This is a genomic window from Acidovorax sp. SUPP950, assembly GCF_030158935.1.
GTDB lineage: Bacteria > Pseudomonadota > Gammaproteobacteria > Burkholderiales > Burkholderiaceae_C > Paracidovorax.
Window position 1 is genome coordinate 15725 of the sequence record NZ_BQXE01000002.1, and the last position, 16917, is coordinate 32641.

The 16917-nt window shown below is 69.5% G+C and carries 14 protein-coding genes; 10 read left to right on the forward strand and 4 right to left on the reverse strand.

The window, feature by feature from the left end; translation table 11 throughout:
• Window positions 1-90 precede the first annotated feature (90 nt).
• Window positions 91-1632, forward strand: coding sequence for a hypothetical protein (locus tag AVME950_RS09355; RefSeq protein ID WP_284429616.1), 1542 nt, complete (start codon window positions 91-93; stop codon window positions 1630-1632).
• A 152-nt stretch (window positions 1633-1784) separates the two neighbouring features.
• Window positions 1785-3437 (forward strand): hypothetical protein, encoded by a 1653-nt coding sequence (locus tag AVME950_RS09360; RefSeq protein WP_284429617.1) that lies wholly within the window; start codon window positions 1785-1787, stop codon window positions 3435-3437.
• 51 nt (window positions 3438-3488) lie between these two features.
• On the opposite strand, the gene pepE is transcribed toward AVME950_RS09360, so the two are convergent.
• Together pepE and AVME950_RS09370 are read right to left on the reverse strand one after the other, a co-directional pair.
• Window positions 3489-4211 (reverse strand): dipeptidase PepE, encoded by a 723-nt coding sequence (gene pepE / locus AVME950_RS09365; RefSeq protein ID WP_284429618.1) that lies wholly within the window; start codon window positions 4209-4211, stop codon window positions 3489-3491.
• A gap of 134 nt (window positions 4212-4345) precedes the next feature.
• Window positions 4346-4825 carry a DUF421 domain-containing protein gene (locus AVME950_RS09370; protein WP_272565338.1) on the reverse strand — a complete coding sequence of 160 codons (480 nt, stop codon included), beginning with the start codon at window positions 4823-4825 and terminating at the stop codon, window positions 4346-4348.
• A 119-nt stretch (window positions 4826-4944) separates the two neighbouring features.
• On the opposite strand from AVME950_RS09370, the gene AVME950_RS09375 reads away from it, so the two are divergent.
• Genes AVME950_RS09375 through AVME950_RS09385 form a run of 3 tightly spaced genes read left to right on the forward strand, consistent with a single transcriptional unit; the run spans window position 4945 to window position 8001 of the window.
• Window positions 4945-5652 (forward strand): DUF4197 domain-containing protein, encoded by a 708-nt coding sequence (locus tag AVME950_RS09375; RefSeq protein WP_284429619.1) that lies wholly within the window; start codon window positions 4945-4947, stop codon window positions 5650-5652.
• Window positions 5649-6116 (forward strand): YchJ family protein, encoded by a 468-nt coding sequence (locus AVME950_RS09380; protein WP_502869388.1) that lies wholly within the window; start codon window positions 5649-5651, stop codon window positions 6114-6116. The genes AVME950_RS09375 and AVME950_RS09380 overlap by 4 nt, the downstream gene beginning before the upstream one ends.
• A gap of 10 nt (window positions 6117-6126) precedes the next feature.
• Complete coding sequence (locus tag AVME950_RS09385) at window positions 6127-8001, forward strand: ATP-binding response regulator (protein WP_284429620.1); 1875 nt, start codon at window positions 6127-6129, stop codon at window positions 7999-8001.
• Between the two features lie 25 nt (window positions 8002-8026).
• Here AVME950_RS09385 and AVME950_RS09390 read toward each other — a convergent pair whose 3' ends face one another.
• Entirely contained in the window at window positions 8027-8728 is a 702-nt protein-coding gene (locus tag AVME950_RS09390) for a LuxR C-terminal-related transcriptional regulator (RefSeq protein WP_284429621.1), read from the reverse strand.
• A 283-nt stretch (window positions 8729-9011) separates the two neighbouring features.
• Between AVME950_RS09390 and AVME950_RS09395 the strand changes: the two genes are divergently transcribed.
• The 3 genes from AVME950_RS09395 to AVME950_RS09405 all read left to right on the forward strand — a co-directional run bounded on the left by AVME950_RS09395 (window position 9012) and on the right by AVME950_RS09405 (window position 12342).
• Complete coding sequence (locus tag AVME950_RS09395; protein ID WP_284429622.1) at window positions 9012-10082, forward strand: hypothetical protein; 1071 nt, start codon at window positions 9012-9014, stop codon at window positions 10080-10082.
• Between the two features lie 152 nt (window positions 10083-10234).
• Window positions 10235-10918 carry an HAD family hydrolase gene (locus AVME950_RS09400; RefSeq protein WP_284429623.1) on the forward strand — a complete coding sequence of 228 codons (684 nt, stop codon included), beginning with the start codon at window positions 10235-10237 and terminating at the stop codon, window positions 10916-10918.
• A 203-nt stretch (window positions 10919-11121) separates the two neighbouring features.
• Complete coding sequence (locus AVME950_RS09405) at window positions 11122-12342, forward strand: hypothetical protein (protein WP_284429624.1); 1221 nt, start codon at window positions 11122-11124, stop codon at window positions 12340-12342.
• A 1-nt stretch (window position 12343) separates the two neighbouring features.
• Here AVME950_RS09405 and AVME950_RS09410 read toward each other — a convergent pair whose 3' ends face one another.
• Window positions 12344-13420 (reverse strand): AraC family transcriptional regulator, encoded by a 1077-nt coding sequence (locus AVME950_RS09410; protein WP_284429625.1) that lies wholly within the window; start codon window positions 13418-13420, stop codon window positions 12344-12346.
• Between the two features lie 141 nt (window positions 13421-13561).
• On the opposite strand from AVME950_RS09410, the gene AVME950_RS09415 reads away from it, so the two are divergent.
• Window positions 13562-15301, forward strand: a complete 1740-nt coding sequence (locus tag AVME950_RS09415) for an AMP-binding protein (protein ID WP_284429626.1) — start codon at window positions 13562-13564, stop codon at window positions 15299-15301.
• Window positions 15298-16902 (forward strand): carboxyl transferase domain-containing protein, encoded by a 1605-nt coding sequence (locus AVME950_RS09420; RefSeq protein WP_272565326.1) that lies wholly within the window; start codon window positions 15298-15300, stop codon window positions 16900-16902. Before AVME950_RS09415 ends, AVME950_RS09420 begins: the two co-directional genes overlap by 4 nt.
• Window positions 16903-16917 lie beyond the last annotated feature (15 nt).

A 16917-nucleotide genomic window follows, 5' to 3' on the forward strand; every position in this document is an offset into this window, starting at 1 on the left:
GGCTGCCGTTTCGCCACAGGCTGGATCGCGAGTGCCGTTGGCCGACACACTGCCCGGTGCCGTGCGTTTTGAACGGTGGAGGGAGTTGCCTTGCCAGACAGTCCGTTTCGGGTTACCCGGAGCCAAAACCCGGGCCCGTCGCGCATCGAGCCCGGCACCTTGCCAGCCAGGCCGGTTGCCTCTTCGTCCCGCGCACTGGAGGGGCCCTTGGGACCGGGCCTGGCACCTCGGCGGCATCAGGCCGTGGCAGGGCCGCTTTCGCCTGTGCGCAATTCGGCACCCCGCCCACTGACGGGCCCTTCGCCAGCAAGCACCAGACGATCGCCACCCGGCCTGCACACGCCAGACAGAGCCGGCCGGATGCGGTTGCTCGAATCGGCCCTGCCAAGCGGTGGTGGAACCCTGAAGCTTTTGAAGGAACGCGCGGCCAGGCAGCACCCGGCCACGCTGGCCGAGCGATTGAATGCACAACTCAAAGGCGCACCCGAAGCCTTGGATGTGCACAGCGATGCGGCATTCGCTGCATTGGTGCGCGCGGACGTGATGGCGATTGCCAAGGCCGGCGCGATGGAGCCCTCGTTGGCCGCCGACGCGCTGGGCGCCGCCATAGAGGAGGGCATGCTGGGCCAAGGCATCCTGCCTACGGACCGGCAGGCGCTGCTGGCCGCGCTGGACCAGTTGTCCATCCACCGCCTCTACCAAAAAATCAACCTGAAGGTCACGCCCGAGACGTCGCCCGCCTTCACCAACGTCCAGGTCCTGGAACCACCCAGGGCTTTCAGATCAGGGAGCTTTCACACCGTGTTCGGGGTCCGTCTCGCGAAGCTGGACGGTTCGGTGTTCGATGGCATCTTCAAGCCCCTCAAGGCCACGGAGAAGAACAATCCGACGACCGCAGGCACCGGCATTCCAGAGAGCGATCCGCAGACCGCGATGCGCAACATCGCGACGCTTGCCTATGCCAGAAAACTCGGTATGGACGTGATCGTGGACACGCAAGTGGCGTTGATCGACACCCGGCAAGCCCCTTCGGTTTCCAACCTCCAGTTGGGGTTGGTCATGGAGCGTGCCCCCGGCAAGCCAGCCTTGTACACCGACGTGCAGACGCTGGACCGCGCGGACGTGTGTGCGGAGGTGACCAAGCTCCAACTGCTCGACCACCTCACGGGGCAAACCGACCGCTACCATGAAAACTATTTCATCGATATCGGGCCGGACGGGCGGGTCAAGGTCACAGGGATCGACAACGACCAGTGCTTTGGCCAAAAGCTCACCGATCCCGCTGATATCCGGCCCGGGGCGGATGGAACCGCCCAAGCCCGGTTCCGGGGTGTGGGGCTGCCTCCAGTCGTGGATACCGACATGGAGCGTTCGATCCAGGCGCTCACGGAGGGCGATATCCGTTCGATGCTCGAAGACAAGTTGAACGAGGCTGAAATCAGCGCGGCGATACAGCGCCACCAGGGCGTCAAGGCGCACATTGCCCAGCTGCGCGAGATCGGCCGGGTGATCGACCCTGGACATTGGGGAGAGCCCGGCGTGAAGGAACTGCTGACCGAGCACAACAGCTACATCGGGCGCGAGCGCCAGTGGGTGCCGTTCTATGCCGCGGGCCTGCAAAGCAGCTGGTGAGAGGTTTGTCGTGCAGGACGTGGGCTGGCGCCGGCGTAGCGGCCCGCTTCGCCCCCCGTGCTGGGGCTTCGCAACCCGGCGGCCTTCAGCGCCGGCTCATCCGCACACTTCCGGGTGCCATCCTGTGATTTTGGGTGGCAGAGAGAGTCGCCTTGCCAGAAAGCCCGTTCCGTATCACCCGGGGTTCCAGCCCCGGTGCGCCGCGCGTCGACCTCGACGCCGTGCCCTCCACGCCCGCTTCGCCTTCCCGCGGTGCGCTGCAGGGACCTGCTGGATTGGTGAGCAGCGCGCCCACGCGGCCCTCGGGGCTGGCCGGGCAACTTTCCCCCTTGCGCAGTGCGTTGCCCAAGGCCCCGGCTGAAAAACCGCCCGCAGCCGCTGACCCGGCCGGTGCGGCATCGCCTTCCGTGTCGCCTTCCCTGACGCCTTTTGTCACGGCGCCGTCCTCGCCCGCCATCCATTCGAGGCATTCCAGCAGCGAGATCCAGCCAGAGCCAGTCACCCGCCCCGTGCCCCGTTCCACATTGGGTGCGCTGGTCGAGCAGGCGCGGCAGCAAGAAAAAGCCGAACGCAACCAGCTTTTGCATTTGGCCTTGCCCCATGGCGGCCGGGCGATGAAGCGGCTGAAGGAACGAGCGGGCCGAGAAACCCCCGTCACGATGGCCGACAAATGGCGCGCGCGCCTGAATGGGCCACCAAAGCCCATGGAGGGCCGGCGCAGAGAGGCGTTCGTGGCGCGGGTGCGTGCCGATGCGATGGCGGTGGCCAAAGCCGGTCAGCTCGATGCCCGCGTTGCGGTGGACAGGATCCGCATGGCGGTCGAGGATGGCACCTTGGGCCAGAACGTCTTGAAGGAAGACCGTGAATTGCTGCTGGAGGTCCTGGGCCAGCTGGCAGACCCGGCCGATCATCTCTACCGGCAGCTGAACCTGAAGATCACGCCCGACACTCGGTTGGCCTACACGGACGCGCAGGTGCTGGAAAAGCCCAAGCACCTCACGTCGGGCAGCTTCGCTTCCGTCTTCGCGCTCAAGGTCCAGAACGCCGATGGCGTTGCGCAAGACAGTGTGTTCAAGCCGCTGAAGGCAACGGAAAAAGGCTGGGTGGGCAGTGCTTCCGGCATTCCCATGGACGATCCGCAAGTGGCCATCCGCAACATCGCGACCCTGTCCTGCGCGAAGAAGCTCGGCCTTGATGTGATCGCGGACACCCGGTTGGCACTGATCGACACCGGACGGGGCCCGTTGGACCCCGATCTCGGCCTGCTCATGGAGCGCGCACCCGGCAAGCAGGCGAGCAACGCCGATGCCGACTGGTTCAAAAATCCGGCGGTCTTCGCGGAGGTCACCAAGCTGCAGTTGCTGGACCACCTGACGGGCCAGGTCGATCGCCATGACAACAATTACTTCATCGACGTCGGACCGAACGGGGATGTCAAGGTCACGGGCATCGACAACGATCAGTGCTTCGGCAAGGACCTGCGCAGGCCATCCGATATCCGGCCGCGCAGTGGCCTGCCGTTCTATGGAACGGCGCTGCCCCCCGTGATCGATACCACGATGGCGGCCATGATCGATGATCTGGTGGACGATGAACTGCACGCGATGCTGGACAACCAACTGAGCGACGACGAGGTCGAAGCCACGGGCTCTCGCCTGCAGGGCCTCAGGCTTCACGTCGATCAGCTGAGAGGTCTGGGCCTGGTCATCGAGCCCAGCCAATGGGCTGATCCGGCGATACAGGCGCGCTTCACTGCGCAAAACAGCTACATCGGCCGCGAGCGCACCACGCACCAGGTCTTCTAGCCCTCCACCTGGCGCACCGGTTTGGCGCCCGGCGCAAACGCCGCCGCTGGTTCAGAGGTCGGCCGGCAACGGTCCCGCATTCAACAGCCGGGGCGTGGCCGCGCCATGGAACAGCCGGGCGGGCACGTCGCCCACCAGGGTGCGCGCATCGCCCCGCACCCGCACGCCCGTGCCTTCGGGCAGGCCCAGCACCGGGGTGCCGGGGTTGAGCGCGCAGAACTCCTGCAGGCGCTCCTGCCGCGTCTCGCCGCGGTGGCCGGGCGGGTGGGCCTCGGTGTAGTGCGCGTTGATCTGCCACGGCACGAGGCCCATCGCCTCCAGCCCGCCGGGATCGGTGATGGGCATGTCGTTGGTGGTGCGGATGGTGGGGCAGGCGATGTTGGAGCCCGCGCTCCACCCCAGGTACGACGCATCGCCGGCGCGCACCCGGGCGGCGATCGCGGGCAGCAGGCCCTGGCGGCGCAGGTGGCCCAGCAACGCGAAGGTGTTGCCTCCGCCCACCACGATGCGCCGCGCGCCCTGCACGGCGGCCAGCGGATCGGCCGCGTGGTGCACCGACCGCATGGTCAGGCCCAGCGGCCGCAGGGCCTGCGCCACCAGGGCCTCGTAGTCGTCCCAGCCGCGCGTGACGCCGGCGAACGGAATGAAGAGCGCCTCGCCGGCTTCCGCGCCGCCGGGACCGGAGGGCAGCGCGGCCCAGTCGCGGACCCAGTCCAGCGCATGGGTGAGATAGCCTGCGTCGCTGCTGGAGTTGCTCAGGAGCAGAAGATTCATGGGGGTGTTCCGATGGGATCCAGAGAGGTGTGGGGTGGTGGGAAACGAAGAAGGGGGCAATGACCTGGGTCATATTTTGCTATTAAATTTGTAGCTATATGCCCTAGAAGGTATTGCGCTGGAGGCCTATTCTGTCATGATCCCGTGCCCCGCTCGCGCAGCACCACGGTGATCTGGCCGTTGGTCTCGATGGTGGCCCGCTCCACCTCGTGCAGGTGCAGGCTGCCCCCGGCGCGCAGCGCGGCGGCGAGGTCCTCGGTGGAGATCAGTTCCTTGCGCATGAGTGCGGCGTTGACCTGGCCGCCCTGCACCAGCACCTCCGGCTTGCCGTCCACCAAGTGCGCCAGGCGCGGGAAGTGGAAGGTCAGCTGGGCCAGCAGCACATGGCAGGCGATGAGGGTCAGGGCCGAGATGAGCCCGCCCACCAGGGAGTTGTCGCCCGCGTTCATCGAGTTCTGCACTGCGTTCGACAGGATCAGCAGCAGCACCAGGTCGAACGGCGCGGTCTGCCCGGTCTGGCGCTTGCCGGTCAGGCGCAGGAAGACCAGCAGGAAGAGGTACACGATCACCCCGCGAACGATGAATTCCCACCACGGCACGCTCATTGCCAACATGGCCATTCTCCAGTTGCGCCCGACATGGGCGGGGTGCAGTGTGCCATCTGCAAGAATGCGCCCCTCGGGCCCGAGCCGGGCCGCTTTCTTGCTTTCCGTTTTTGCAGCAAAGGACCGCCATGCAGCGTCGCACCTTCCACCACCGCGCGTGCGCCGGGGCCGTGGCCCTGGGGCTGCTGGCCGCCCGCGGCCAAGCGCTGGCGTTGTCGCTGGGCGACCTGTCCGGCGCCGATGCCGCCAGCGGCGTGAAAGCTGCGCTGGCGCAGGGCGCGCAGGCCGCCGTGTCCCTGCTCGGGCGGCCCGACGGCTTTCTGGGCAACCCGCAGGTGCGCATCGCGCTGCCGGCGCGCCTGGAAAAAGCCGCGGAGCTGATGCGCCGCTTCGGGCAGGGCCGCCGCATCGACGAACTGGTGACTTCCATGAACCGCGCAGCCGAGCAGGCCGTGCCGATGGGCCGCGACCTGCTGGTGGGCGCGGTGCAGACGATGACCGTGGCCGATGCCAAGGGCATCCTGGCCGGTGGCGAAACCTCGGTGACCGAGTTCTTCGCGCGCAGGACCCGGGTGCCACTGGGCGAGCGCTTCCTGCCCGTGGTGAACCGCGCCATCGAGCAGGTGGGGCTCACGCAGCAGTACAACGCCTTCGCCAGCAAGGCCGCGGGGTTCGGCCTGATCCGGCAGGAAGATGCCAACCTGTCGCAGTACGTCACGGGCAAGACCCTGGACGGCCTGTACCTCATGATCGGCGAGGAGGAAAAGAAGATCCGCCAGGACCCGGTCGGCTCGGGCAGCGCCATCCTGCGCAAGGTGTTCGGGGCGCTGAAATGACAGGGGGCGAGACGGTGAACCCGGCCACCCCACGATCGCCCGCCCCGCCCGAGGGCCTTGCCGCGTGCCCCTGTGGCCGTTCCTGCGGCCCCTCGCCGCAGCGCCGGCCCTTGCCTTACGCCGGGTGCTGCGGCCGCTACATCGACCACTTCGACACCACCCCCGCGCCCGATGCGGAAAGCCTCATGCGCTCGCGCTACACCGCCTTCGTGCGCGAGCAGGCGCCCTACCTGCTCGCCACCTGGGAGGTGGCGCACCGGCCCGCGCAGGTGGCGTTCGATCCGGGCGTGCGCTGGCTGGGCCTGGAAGTGCGTGCGCACCGCCGCCTGGATGGCGAGCGCGCCGAGGTCGAGTTCGTCGCCCGCCAGCGCATGCCCGGCGGCCGTGCCCACCGCCTGCATGAACTGAGCCGCTTCGTGCGGCAGGACGGGCGCTGGTTCTACGTGGACGGCGACCTCCGCTAGGCGCTGCCGCATGCCCGATCGCTCCGGCGGCGCGGTGACGCCCGTTTCCGCATCCGTACCCGCAGTCCCCGATGTGCTGGGCCCGCCAGCATCCCGGGCCGGCGGGATCGAGGAGGCCGGCGGGCAGGCGCTGGACCTGGCCGTGCGCCGCCGGCTGCTGCAGTCGCTGGCCTCGCGAGGCTCCTCGGAGATCGCCGCAGTGGTCATCCCCGGCGTGCTGGTGGGGTTCTACGGCCGCTTCGCGCCGCCCGGTCCGCTGATCGTCTGGTGGGTGCTCTTCGGGGTCGTGGCCCTGGGGCTGCTGCGGCTGCGCCGCGGCCTGCAGCGCGACGCCGCGCTGCCCGATGCGGTGGCCGTGCCCAAATGGGAGCGCATCTTCCAGTGGCTGTCCCTGGGGACGGGGCTGATGTGGACGCTGCCTGTCTTTCTCACGATGTCCGCGGCCCCGCTCGAATTCCGGCTCTTCCTGTACATGGTGCTGTGCGCGGTCATCGCGTCGGCCACGACGTTCCTCGCTCCGGTGCCGGTCATCTTCTGGCGCTATTTCGCGGCCAGCTACCTGCCGCCCACGCTGGCGATCTACTGGTACTTCCCGCAGCGCTGGCACTACCTGCTGCCGCTGATGCTGCTGTACGGCGCCGTGCTGTGCCGCCATGCCTGGGGATCGCGCCGCTTCGTGGTGCAGCAGGTGGAGATGGAGCGCCAGCGCGCGCGGCTGGCAGAGCAGTACCGCGCCGCCAAGGAGGCCGCCGAGCGCGCGCTGGAGGAAAAGAACCGGTTCATCGCCACCGCCAGCCACGACCTGCGCCAGCCGCTGCACGCCATGGGCCTGCTGCTGGAAACGGCCCTGCAGCGCAACGGCGACGTTCGCCTGAACGCCGTGCTGCAGGACGTCCAGAGCTGCGTGCGATCGCTGAACTTCATGTTCAACGCGCTGCTGGACCTGTCGCGCATCGAGGCGGGCACCTTCACGGTGCGCGAGGAGACCGTGTCCCTGCGCGCCCTGTTCGACGACGTGGCCGCCGTGTTCGCGCCCGACGCCGAACTGCGCGGCCTGCACCTGCGCCTGCGCCTGCCGCGCCAGCGCGAGGCGGCGGTGCGCGGCGACCCGGCACTGCTGCGCCAGATGGTGTTCAACCTGGCGCAGAACGCGCTGCGCTACACCGCCTCGGGCGGGGTGTTGCTGGGGGCGCGGGCGCGGGGTGGCCGCTGGCGCATCGAGGTGTGGGACACCGGTGCGGGCGTGGCCCCCAAGGACCGCCACCGCATCTATGCACCGTTCTACCGCAGCGATCAGGCCCAGGTGCAGCAGGCCGAAGGGCACGGCCTGGGGCTGTCGGTGGTGGCCCGCTCGGCGGGGCTGATCGGCGCCGGGCACGGGTTCGAATCCACGCCGGGCCGGGGCTCGTGCTTCTGGCTGGAGTTGCCGGCGGCGCAGCCCGGCGGCCCGTTGCCGGCCGAGCCTTTGCTGCAGCCGGCGGCGCTCTGGGCCGAACGCATGGCCTCACTGCAGGGGCGTTGCCTGCTGGTGGAGGACGATCCGCAGATCGCCGCTTCGCTGTCCCAACTGCTGCAGTCGTGGGGGCTGCAGGTGCAATGGGCGGCCACCGGGGCGCAGGCCATGGCCCGGGTGGACGGCGGCTTCGTGCCCGATGCCGTGCTGTGCGACCACCGGCTGGGCGCGGGCGAGAGCGGCCTGGCCGTGCTGCAGGCGCTGCTGGCGCGCTGCGGCCATGCGCACGGCGCCATGGTGAGCGGCGAGCACGACGCCCCGGCGCTGGTGCAGGCCGAGGACGACGGCTACCTCGTGTTCCGCAAGCCGCTGGCGCCGCAGGCGCTGCACGCGGTGCTGTCGCGCTGGCTGGCGCGCACGGACCCGGCGTGACCGGGCAGGCGGCTCGGCCGCGGGCTCAGCGTGGGTAGTGCGCTGGCGGCACTTCCAGCCGCACGCCGCGCAGCTTGGCGATGGCCTCCACCCGGTTGCGCGCCTGCAGCTTGTGCAGGATGGCCGTCACATGCTCCTTGACGGTGTGCTCGGACACGTTCAGCGCGGCGGCGATGGGCTTGTTGGGCAGGCCCTGCAGCAGCAGGGCGAGGATCTCGCCCTGGCGCGGCGTCAGCCCCAGGTCGGCCGGGGCCAACGGCACCTCGCGCGCCAGCGGCGTGTCGGCCACGGGCGGGGGGCCGTCCGGCGCCGCGTCGAACCAGGTGCCACCGTCCAGCACTGCGCTCACCGCGGCAGCGAACGCCTCGGGCGCCTCCTGCTTGTGAACGAAGCCATGGGCGCCACTGGCCCGCGCCTTGAGCAAGATGGCCGGATGGCTGTCGCCGCTGACCATGAGCACGCGGGTGGCCGGCGCGAGCGCCAGCACGTCGCGCACGAACAGGTCGGTGGCCCCGTCGGCCAGCCAGAAATCCACCAGTGCGATGGCTGGGGCACCGCGCTGGGCGATGGTGCGCAGGGCTTCGGCCGGGCTGCCCGCGCTCACCGCATCGTCCAGTTTCTTGTGTAACCGCAGGAACGCGGCCATGCCGTGTGCGACGAGAGGGTGGTCGTCCACGACCAGCCCGTAAGAGTCGCCGCCAGGGCGCAGGGGTTCAGAAAAGCTCAAGGAAACTTCCGTGCCGGTGCAGGCTGCCCGCCCTCGGAACCGGTGCACCGCGTAACAAATACCCCCCGAAAGGGGGGAGGGCATGGGATGCAATGTACTGAAAATCACCCGCTCCTTGCACCGAACCGGGGGGATATCGTCCGCGTCCGTTGCTTTGATGCCAGTCACCCCGACGCAGGGACGTGCCGGCGCCTTTGTGGCCGGACCACGCGCGTCCGCTGCGATCGTGGGTGTTCTCCCTTCCGGGAGGGCACCTGTTCAACCCCTTTTCAGGAAACAAAACATGAACACTGCGGACCTGACCCGCCGAACGGCTGCGGCCTTGATCGTCTCCCTGCTGGCCGCCTGCGGCGGAAGCGACGGCAGTGGCGACCCCACGGCGCCGACCGCCCCGGGAACGCCCGCACCCGCCCCCTCGCCCGAGCCGACCACGCCCACCCCGGCGCCTTCGCCCGCTCCGGCCCCCGCCAGCGTGACCGGCCAATACCGCCAGGAAAGCGCGGCCACGTCGATGGAGGCCGCCCTGGCGGCCATGAACGCCCAGGGCGCCCAGGGCTACGCGTTCGTGTCCACCTTCGTGGCCGATGCCGGTGGCAGCGCGCAGGCATCGGGCGACTTCTACCTGCAGGACACGGCCCATGCCGGATCGCGCCTGCAATACGCGGCCATCGCGCAGCCCGCCACGGCGGACGCGCTGCTGGCGCTGCTCAACCAGCAGGGCGCGGGCGGCTTCGCGTACAAGGCGCCTTTGTCGTTCGGCTCGGCATCAGGCATCCAGGGGCTCTTCGTGAAGGACACCTCCAAGTCCCTCACCTACACCTATGAGCGGCAGCCGATGTCGTCCGCACTGTCGCGCGACGGCTTCGTGGCCCAGCTCAACGCGCAGGGCGCGCGCGGTTTTCGCCTGGTGGGGCCGATGGTGGAAGGCAGTGAATCCTTCAACCTCTACATGAAGGATTCGTCGGCCAATACCTATGCCTACGTGGGCCTGGACGGCTTGCCGTCGTCCCCGGCCACCTACGGCGACGCATTGCGCCAGCGGCTGGACGAGCAGGGCGGGCAAGGCCGCCTGTGGATCGGGGACTTCGTGCTGCAGGCGGGCGCGAGCGCGAGCATCTTCGAAAAGAGCGCGGCCCAGAGCGGTGCCATCCGCTACAGCGTGGAGCCGTCGAGCGGTGCGCAGAGCCTGGCGCAGCTGCAGTCCCAGTTCAATGCGCGGGCGGCCCAGGGCCTGTTCTATTACAGCGACGTGGGTGTCACCGATCTCGGCACCAGCCAGAGTGCGCGGTTCTCGGTCTCGGTCGGCGGCGCGCTCGCCATGCGCAACCCCTTGGCGGGCATCACCTACCCGTGAAGGCCGGCAGCGTCCGGGCCGCCGCAGGCATGCGGTAGATTCCGGGCTGGTTTCCAGCGGCGCCGGCTTCGGCGCCGCCGGATGCATCGCACGCAGTGCCTGTGCTGCCTGCCCCTCGCGCCGATCCTGCGCGCTCTCGCCCCGACCCTGCCATGCCCCCATCCGTCCTGCCCTCTTCCTACGACGCCGTGCTGTTCGACTGCGACGGCGTGCTCGTGGACAGCGAACCCATCACCCACCGCGTGCTGCGCGACCGGCTCGAAGCCTCGGGCTGGTCGCTCACGCCCGAGGAATGCCTGGCCATCTTCCTGGGCAAGGCCGTGCGCAGCGAGGCGGCGCGCATCGAGGCCGAAACCGGCCAGCCGCTGACCGACGCCTGGATGGCCGATTTCTACGCCCGCCGCAATGCGGCCCTGCAGGCCGAGCTGGGCCCCATTCCCGGCGCCCCCGATGCCGTGCGTGCCGTGCATGCGCGGCTCGGGGGGCGCATCGCCTGCGCGTCGGGTGCCGACCGCTTCAAGGTGGAGCTGCAACTGGCCAAGGTCGGGCTGACGCCGTTCTTCCAGGGCCGCGTCTTCAGCGGCCACGAAATGCCCCGCACCAAGCCCGCGCCCGATGTGTACCTGGCCGCGGCCGCCGCGCTGGGCGTGGCCCCGGCGCGCTGCCTGGTGGTGGAGGATTCGGTCACGGGCGTGCAGGCCGGCGTGGCGGCGGGCGCCACGGTGGTCGGCTACAGCCCGGCGCCCGTGGGACACGGGTCGGCCCAGGCGCTGCGCGCCGCCGGGGCGGTGCACGTGATGGTCCACATGGCCGAGTTGCCCGAACTGCTGGGTTGACGGAGAGGCGGGGGCACGGCGGCCACGGTCTGCCGGTGCCGTCGGGGCGGGTGACCGGGGCGGCCATGCCGACGCGCCTTCGCAGCGCGGGGCATGGGTTCGCTCCGCCGCGGCCGGTCCGGGGCTTTCGCGCCCACGATCCGGTGCGGTGGGATGGGGCGTGGTGCGTGGCACCGCTTCCTGCCCTCTCTCAGGAGCCGCCCATGTCGATTCACATTCCCAAGAGCCCTTCTTCCCGTTTCAACAGCGCCTCCGAACGCGGTGCCAATGCCGTTCCGGAGTACCGGGAGCCCGCGCGGCAGGGCCGCTCCAAGCCCGGTGTGGGCACGGGGCCGATGCCGCAGCGCAGGGCGGCGGGCCACCCGGCCGACAGCGCCACCGCCACCGACCGCCGGGGGCCTGCGCCGCAGAAGTTCGCGGGACACGCCAGCGCCCATGCCCGGCGGCCGGGCGCGCCACCGATCGTTCCGCTGAAGCCGACGGTCGCGCAGGTGCTGTCCAGCATCCTGCTGCATGAAGTCGACCGCATGACCCCGATGCAGGTCAAGCAGTTCACGAAGCTCCTGGGCGGGCGCACCCTGGGCGTGGACCCGGCGCTGCTGGCCCGGAACTGGAAGCTGCTGCGCAGCCAGTTCAAAGGGCCTGAACTGCAGCAGTTGCTGCTGAAGAAGACTGCCGCCGTGATGAAGTTCCTGACAACGCCGGCACTGCCGAAATCGCCTGCGGCCCAGGTGCTGGCCGTGTTCCAGCTGCATGAAATCGATCGCATGGACCCACCGAGGCTGAAGGATCTCGTGGCGATCCTGGGCGGCCATGCCCCGGGCAAGGGCCCCGAGGTCCGTGCCGAGAACTGGCAGCGGCTGCGCGAGAACTTCACCGAGCCGGAGCTGAAGCAGTTGCTGTTGAACGACACCGCCGGTGTGGTGGATTTTCTGACGGCTTTGCCGCCTCCGCCGAAAGCGGGCGCCGCAGGTGCCAAGGCGGATGCCGGCCCCAAGCCAGACACCGGTCCCCAGGCCGATGCCGGGCCTCGGCCGAACGCGGAGCCCAAGCCGAATGCAGGTCCCCGGCCGAATGCGGGCGCCGGGCGGCAGGAGGCGCCGAAGTTCTCCGCCAAGGTGCAGCAAGCGCCGGCGACGGTGCCCGCGGCCGCAGGAGCCAAGCCCATCGCCCTCGCCGGGATGAAGCGGGAGGCGGCGTTCCAGGCGCTGAAGGACCGTGGCATGTCGCACGCGCAACTGCAGCAGATGCGGCAGGATTTTCTCGATCAGGTCAACCACGGCAGCGGCGCGTCGGGCGACGCATTGAGCGCCAAGTACCGGGCGTTCATCACCGACGACCTGTCGCAATCGGGCACCTTGCGCAGCTATGCCAAGCTGTTCGTGCGCCCCATTCCTGACGAGGCCGCCGCCGGCAAGGCTTAGGTCACACGCCCTGGCCGAATCCACCCCCGCCCGCCAGCCGGGCGGCGCGGCGGAACGCGGCGGGGGACTGCCCCGTCCAGCCCCGAAACGCGCGGATGAAGCTCTTTTCGTTGAGAAAGCCCGCGGCCTGCGCCACCTGCTTGATCGGCCGGTCGGTGCGGTGCAGCCATTCGATGGCGCGGTGCTGGCGCACCTCGTCTTTCAGCGCCTGCAGCGATGCGCCTTCTTCCTTGAGCTGGCGGTGCAGCGTGCGCGGCGACAGGTGCAGCCGCTCGGCCAGCGCGTCCGCGCCCTGCAGCGTGCCAGTGTCGGCTGCCAGCGCCTGCCGCACGCGCTGCACCAGCAGGCGGTCGCGCCGGTACTGGCGCACCGTCAGGGGCAGCGCGCGCTGCAGCATGGTGCGCAGCGCGTTCTCGTCGCGCTGCAGCGGCATCGCCAGATAGCGCGCATCGAAGCGCAGCGCGGCATGCGGCGCGCGGAAGGCGATGGGGCCGGCGAACAGCAGCGGATAGGCCGCCTGGTGCGGCGGTGGCGCGAAAGGAAAATCCGCGCCCTGCAGCGGCAGGCGCGAATCGATGAGCCAGCAGGCCAGCCCCAGCGCGTTGCGCAGCATCGAGACCAGGCAGAACTCGCGCAGCGTGCCCAGGTCGCGGTGTTCGGTGATCGCCAGCGTGGCGGTGGCGCCGTCGCTGGTCAGGTGCAGGGCGATGTCGTCGGTCAGCAGGCCGTGGTGGCGGCACCAGCGCTGCAGGGCCAGGCCCAGGTGCGGCGCGCTGATCGAGGCCCGCGCCAGCATGCCGTAGCTGCCCCAGGGCAGGCGCCGGCCGAACCAGCCCAGGGCCTCGTCGTCCAGTTCGCGCATGGCGCCGTCGGAGAGCTGCTCCATCTGCAGCGCCGTGATGCGCCCGTGCGGATGCGCGATGTCCGATGGCGTGATTTGTGCCTGCCGCAGCACGGCCGAGGCGTCCATGCCGCGCTGGGTGTAGGCCTGCACGATGGCCCGCACGAAGGCCATGGGCGTGGCGGCGGTGGGCGCGTGGGGGGCGGTGCGGGGCAGGGCGGTGGCGGGTTCGGGCATGGGGGGAGTTTGCCTTGTGTGGCGCATATTGCAACCTTTGTGACCCCATCTGTCATGCGGTCCGGGCCCGGGCGGGCGTATGCTGCGGCCCATCGCCGTTCCCGGCCGGGCCGGGGGCGTGCCACACGAGGAGACATTGCCATGGACCCAGTGAGCCCGACCGCCCCGTTGACTTCCGCCTTTGCACGCGGCAGCACGGCGGTGCCCCTGATCGAGCAGACGATCGGCGCCTTCTTCAGCGACATGGCGCAGCGCCAGCCGGACCGCGAGGCGCTGGTGAGCGTGCACCAGGGCCTGCGCTACACCTACGGCCAGCTGCACACCGAGGTGCGCCGCCTGGCCAGCGCGCTGCTGGGGCTGGACCTGAACCCGGGCGACCGGGTGGGCATCTGGTCGCACAACAACGCCGAATGGGTGCTCATGCAGCTGGCCACCGCGCAGGTGGGCCTGGTGCTGGTCAACATCAACCCCGCCTACCGCACCTCGGAGGTGGAATACGCGCTCAACAAGGTCGGCTGCAAGGCGCTGGTGACGATGGCGCGCTTCAAGACCAGCGACTACCTGGGCATGCTGCGCGAACTGGCGCCGCAGTGGGCCGCCGGCACGCCTGGCGCACTGCAGTCCGACCGGCTGCCGCAGCTGCGCACGGTGGTGTGGATCGACAGCGCGCCGGGAGACGTGGCGGGCGGCGACGACTCGCCCGGCCTGCTGCGGTTTTCCGATCTGATGGCGCGCGGCGACGCGCAGGATGCGCGCATCGATGCCGTGGCCGCCACGCTTGCCGCCAACGACCCCATCAACATCCAGTTCACGAGCGGCACCACGGGCTTTCCGAAGGGCGCCACGCTCACGCACCGCAACATCCTGAACAACGGGTTCTTCATCGGCGAGTGCATGCGGCTCACCCCCGAGGACCGGCTGTGCATTCCCGTGCCGCTGTACCACTGCTTCGGCATGGTGCTGGGCAACCTGGCCTGCCTCACGCACGGCGCGGCCATCGTGTACCCGAGCGACGGCTTCGATCCGCTCAAGGTGCTGGAGACGGTGCAGGCCGAGCGCTGCACTGGCCTGCACGGCGTGCCCACGATGTTCATCGCCGAGCTGGACCACCCGCGCTTCGCCGAGTTCGACCTGTCCACGCTGCGCACCGGCATCATGGCCGGCTCGCCGTGCCCCATCGAGGTGATGAAGCGCGTGGTGAGCGACATGCACCTGTCGGAGATCACCATCGCCTACGGCATGACCGAAACCAGCCCGGTCAGCTGCCAGAGCAGCACCGAGACGCCGCTGGACAAGCGCGTGTCCACCGTGGGCCAGGTGCAGCCGCACCTGGAGATCCAGATCATCGACCCCGAATCCGGCGCCGTGGTGCCCGTGGGCGAGCGCGGCGAGCTGTGCACGCGCGGCTACTCGGTCATGCACGGCTACTGGGACGACCCGGCCAGGACCCGAGAGGCCATCGACGATGCCGGCTGGATGCACACCGGCGACCTGGCCACCATGGATGCCGAGGGTTACGTGAACATCGTCGGCCGCATCAAGGACATGGTGATCCGCGGCGGCGAGAACGTGTACCCGCGCGAGATCGAGGAGTTTCTCTACCGCCACCCGCAGGTGCAGGACGTGCAGGTGGTGGGCGTGCCCGATGCCCGCTACGGCGAAGAGCTGTGCGCCTGGATCATTCCCAAGCCCGGCACGGCCGCGCCCACCGAGGACGACATCCGCGCGTTCTGCAAGGGGCAGATCGCGCACTACAAGGTGCCGCGCTACATCCGATTCGTCGCCGAGTTCCCGATGACGGTGACCGGCAAGATCCAGAAATTCAAGATCCGCGACGCCATGAAAGAACAGCTCGGCCTGCAGGAAAGCACCACCGCATGATCCTCGAATCCCAACTCAATGCCCGCTCGGCCGACTTCCTGGCCAATGCCGCCGCCATGCGCGCCCTGGTCGATGACCTGCGCGCCCGCACCGCCCAGGTGGCCCAGGGCGGCGGCGAAGCCGCCCGCGCCAAGCACACGGCCCGCGGCAAGCTGCTGCCGCGCGAGCGTGTGCAGATGCTGCTGGACCCCGGCACGCCGTTCCTCGAACTGGCGCCCCTGGCCGCGCTCAACATGTACAACAACGACGCGCCCGGCGCCGGGCTGATCGCCGGCATCGGCCGCGTGAGCGGCGTGGACTGCATGGTGGTGTGCAACGACGCCACGGTGAAGGGCGGCACCTACTACCCCATGACGGTGAAGAAGCACCTGCGCGCGCAGGAGGTGGCCGCGCAGAACCACCTGCCGTGCATCTACCTGGTGGATTCCGGCGGCGCCAACCTGCCCAACCAGGACGAGGTGTTTCCCGACCGCGACCACTTCGGCCGCATCTTCTACAACCAGGCGCACATGAGCGCGCAGGGCATCGCGCAGATCGCCGTGGTGATGGGCTCGTGCACCGCCGGCGGCGCCTACGTGCCGGCCATGAGCGACGAATCCATCATCGTCAAGAACCAGGGCACCATCTTCCTGGGCGGCCCGCCGCTGGTGAAGGCGGCCACGGGCGAGGTCGTGACGGCCGAGGACTTAGGGGGCGGCGACGTGCACACGCGCCTGTCCGGCGTGGCCGACCACCTGGCGCAAAACGACCTGCACGCGCTGCAGCTGGCCCGCAACGCGGTGCGCAATTTGAATAGAAACAAGGCCCATGCCGGGGAATTGCATGCCTCCGTCGCTCCTAAATTCATAGCGGATGAGCTGTACGGCGTGATTCCGGTGGACACGCGCAAGCCCTTCGATGTGCGCGAGATCATCGCCCGCATCGTCGACGGCAGCGAGTTCGACGAGTTCAAGGCGCGCTACGGCACCACGCTGGTCACGGGCTTCGCGCGCATCGAGGGCATGCCCGTGGGCATCATCGCCAACAACGGCATCCTGTTCAGCGAGTCCGCCCTCAAGGGCGCGCACTTCATCGAGCTGTGCTGCCAGCGCAAGATCCCGCTGGTGTTCCTGCAGAACATCACCGGCTTCATGGTGGGCCGCAAGTACGAGAACGAGGGCATCGCGCGCAACGGCGCCAAGATGGTCACCGCCGTGGCCACCGCCGCCGTGCCCAAGTTCACCATCGTCATCGGCGGCTCGTTCGGCGCGGGCAACTACGGCATGTGCGGGCGTGCGTATTCGCCGCGCTTCCTGTGGATGTGGCCCAACGCGCGCATCTCCGTCATGGGCGGCGACCAGGCCGCGAGCGTGCTCGCCACCGTCAAGCGCGACGGCATCGAGGGCAAGGGCGGCCAGTGGAGTGCCGAGGAAGAAGAGGCCTTCAAGGCCCCCATCCGCCAGCAGTACGAGAGCCAGGGCCACCCCTACTACGCCACCGCGCGGCTGTGGGACGACGGCGTGATCGACCCTGCCGACACGCGCCGTGTGCTGGCGCTGGGCCTGTCGGCCACGCGCAATGCGCCCATCGAAGACACGAAGTTCGGCCTGTTCCGCATGTGACCGCCAGCCCGCCGA

Excerpts from the sequence above, each read along its gene's own strand:
- pepE (WP_284429618.1), bottom strand. The coding sequence starts at position 4,211 with ATGAATCTTCTGCTCCTGAGCAACTCCAGCAGCGACGCAGGCTATCTC.
- AVME950_RS09370 (WP_272565338.1), bottom strand. The coding sequence starts at position 4,825 with ATGTTGGCAATGAGCGTGCCGTGGTGGGAATTCATCGTTCGCGGGGTG.
- AVME950_RS09375 (WP_284429619.1), top strand. The coding sequence starts at position 4,945 with ATGCAGCGTCGCACCTTCCACCACCGCGCGTGCGCCGGGGCCGTGGCC.
- AVME950_RS09380 (WP_502869388.1), top strand. The coding sequence starts at position 5,649 with ATGACAGGGGGCGAGACGGTGAACCCGGCCACCCCACGATCGCCCGCC.
- AVME950_RS09385 (WP_284429620.1), top strand. The coding sequence starts at position 6,127 with ATGCCCGATCGCTCCGGCGGCGCGGTGACGCCCGTTTCCGCATCCGTA.
- AVME950_RS09395 (WP_284429622.1), top strand. The coding sequence starts at position 9,012 with ATGAACACTGCGGACCTGACCCGCCGAACGGCTGCGGCCTTGATCGTC.
- AVME950_RS09400 (WP_284429623.1), top strand. The coding sequence starts at position 10,235 with ATGCCCCCATCCGTCCTGCCCTCTTCCTACGACGCCGTGCTGTTCGAC.
- AVME950_RS09405 (WP_284429624.1), top strand. The coding sequence starts at position 11,122 with ATGTCGATTCACATTCCCAAGAGCCCTTCTTCCCGTTTCAACAGCGCC.
- AVME950_RS09410 (WP_284429625.1), bottom strand. The coding sequence starts at position 13,420 with ATGCCCGAACCCGCCACCGCCCTGCCCCGCACCGCCCCCCACGCGCCC.
- AVME950_RS09415 (WP_284429626.1), top strand. The coding sequence starts at position 13,562 with ATGGACCCAGTGAGCCCGACCGCCCCGTTGACTTCCGCCTTTGCACGC.
- AVME950_RS09420 (WP_272565326.1), top strand. The coding sequence starts at position 15,298 with ATGATCCTCGAATCCCAACTCAATGCCCGCTCGGCCGACTTCCTGGCC.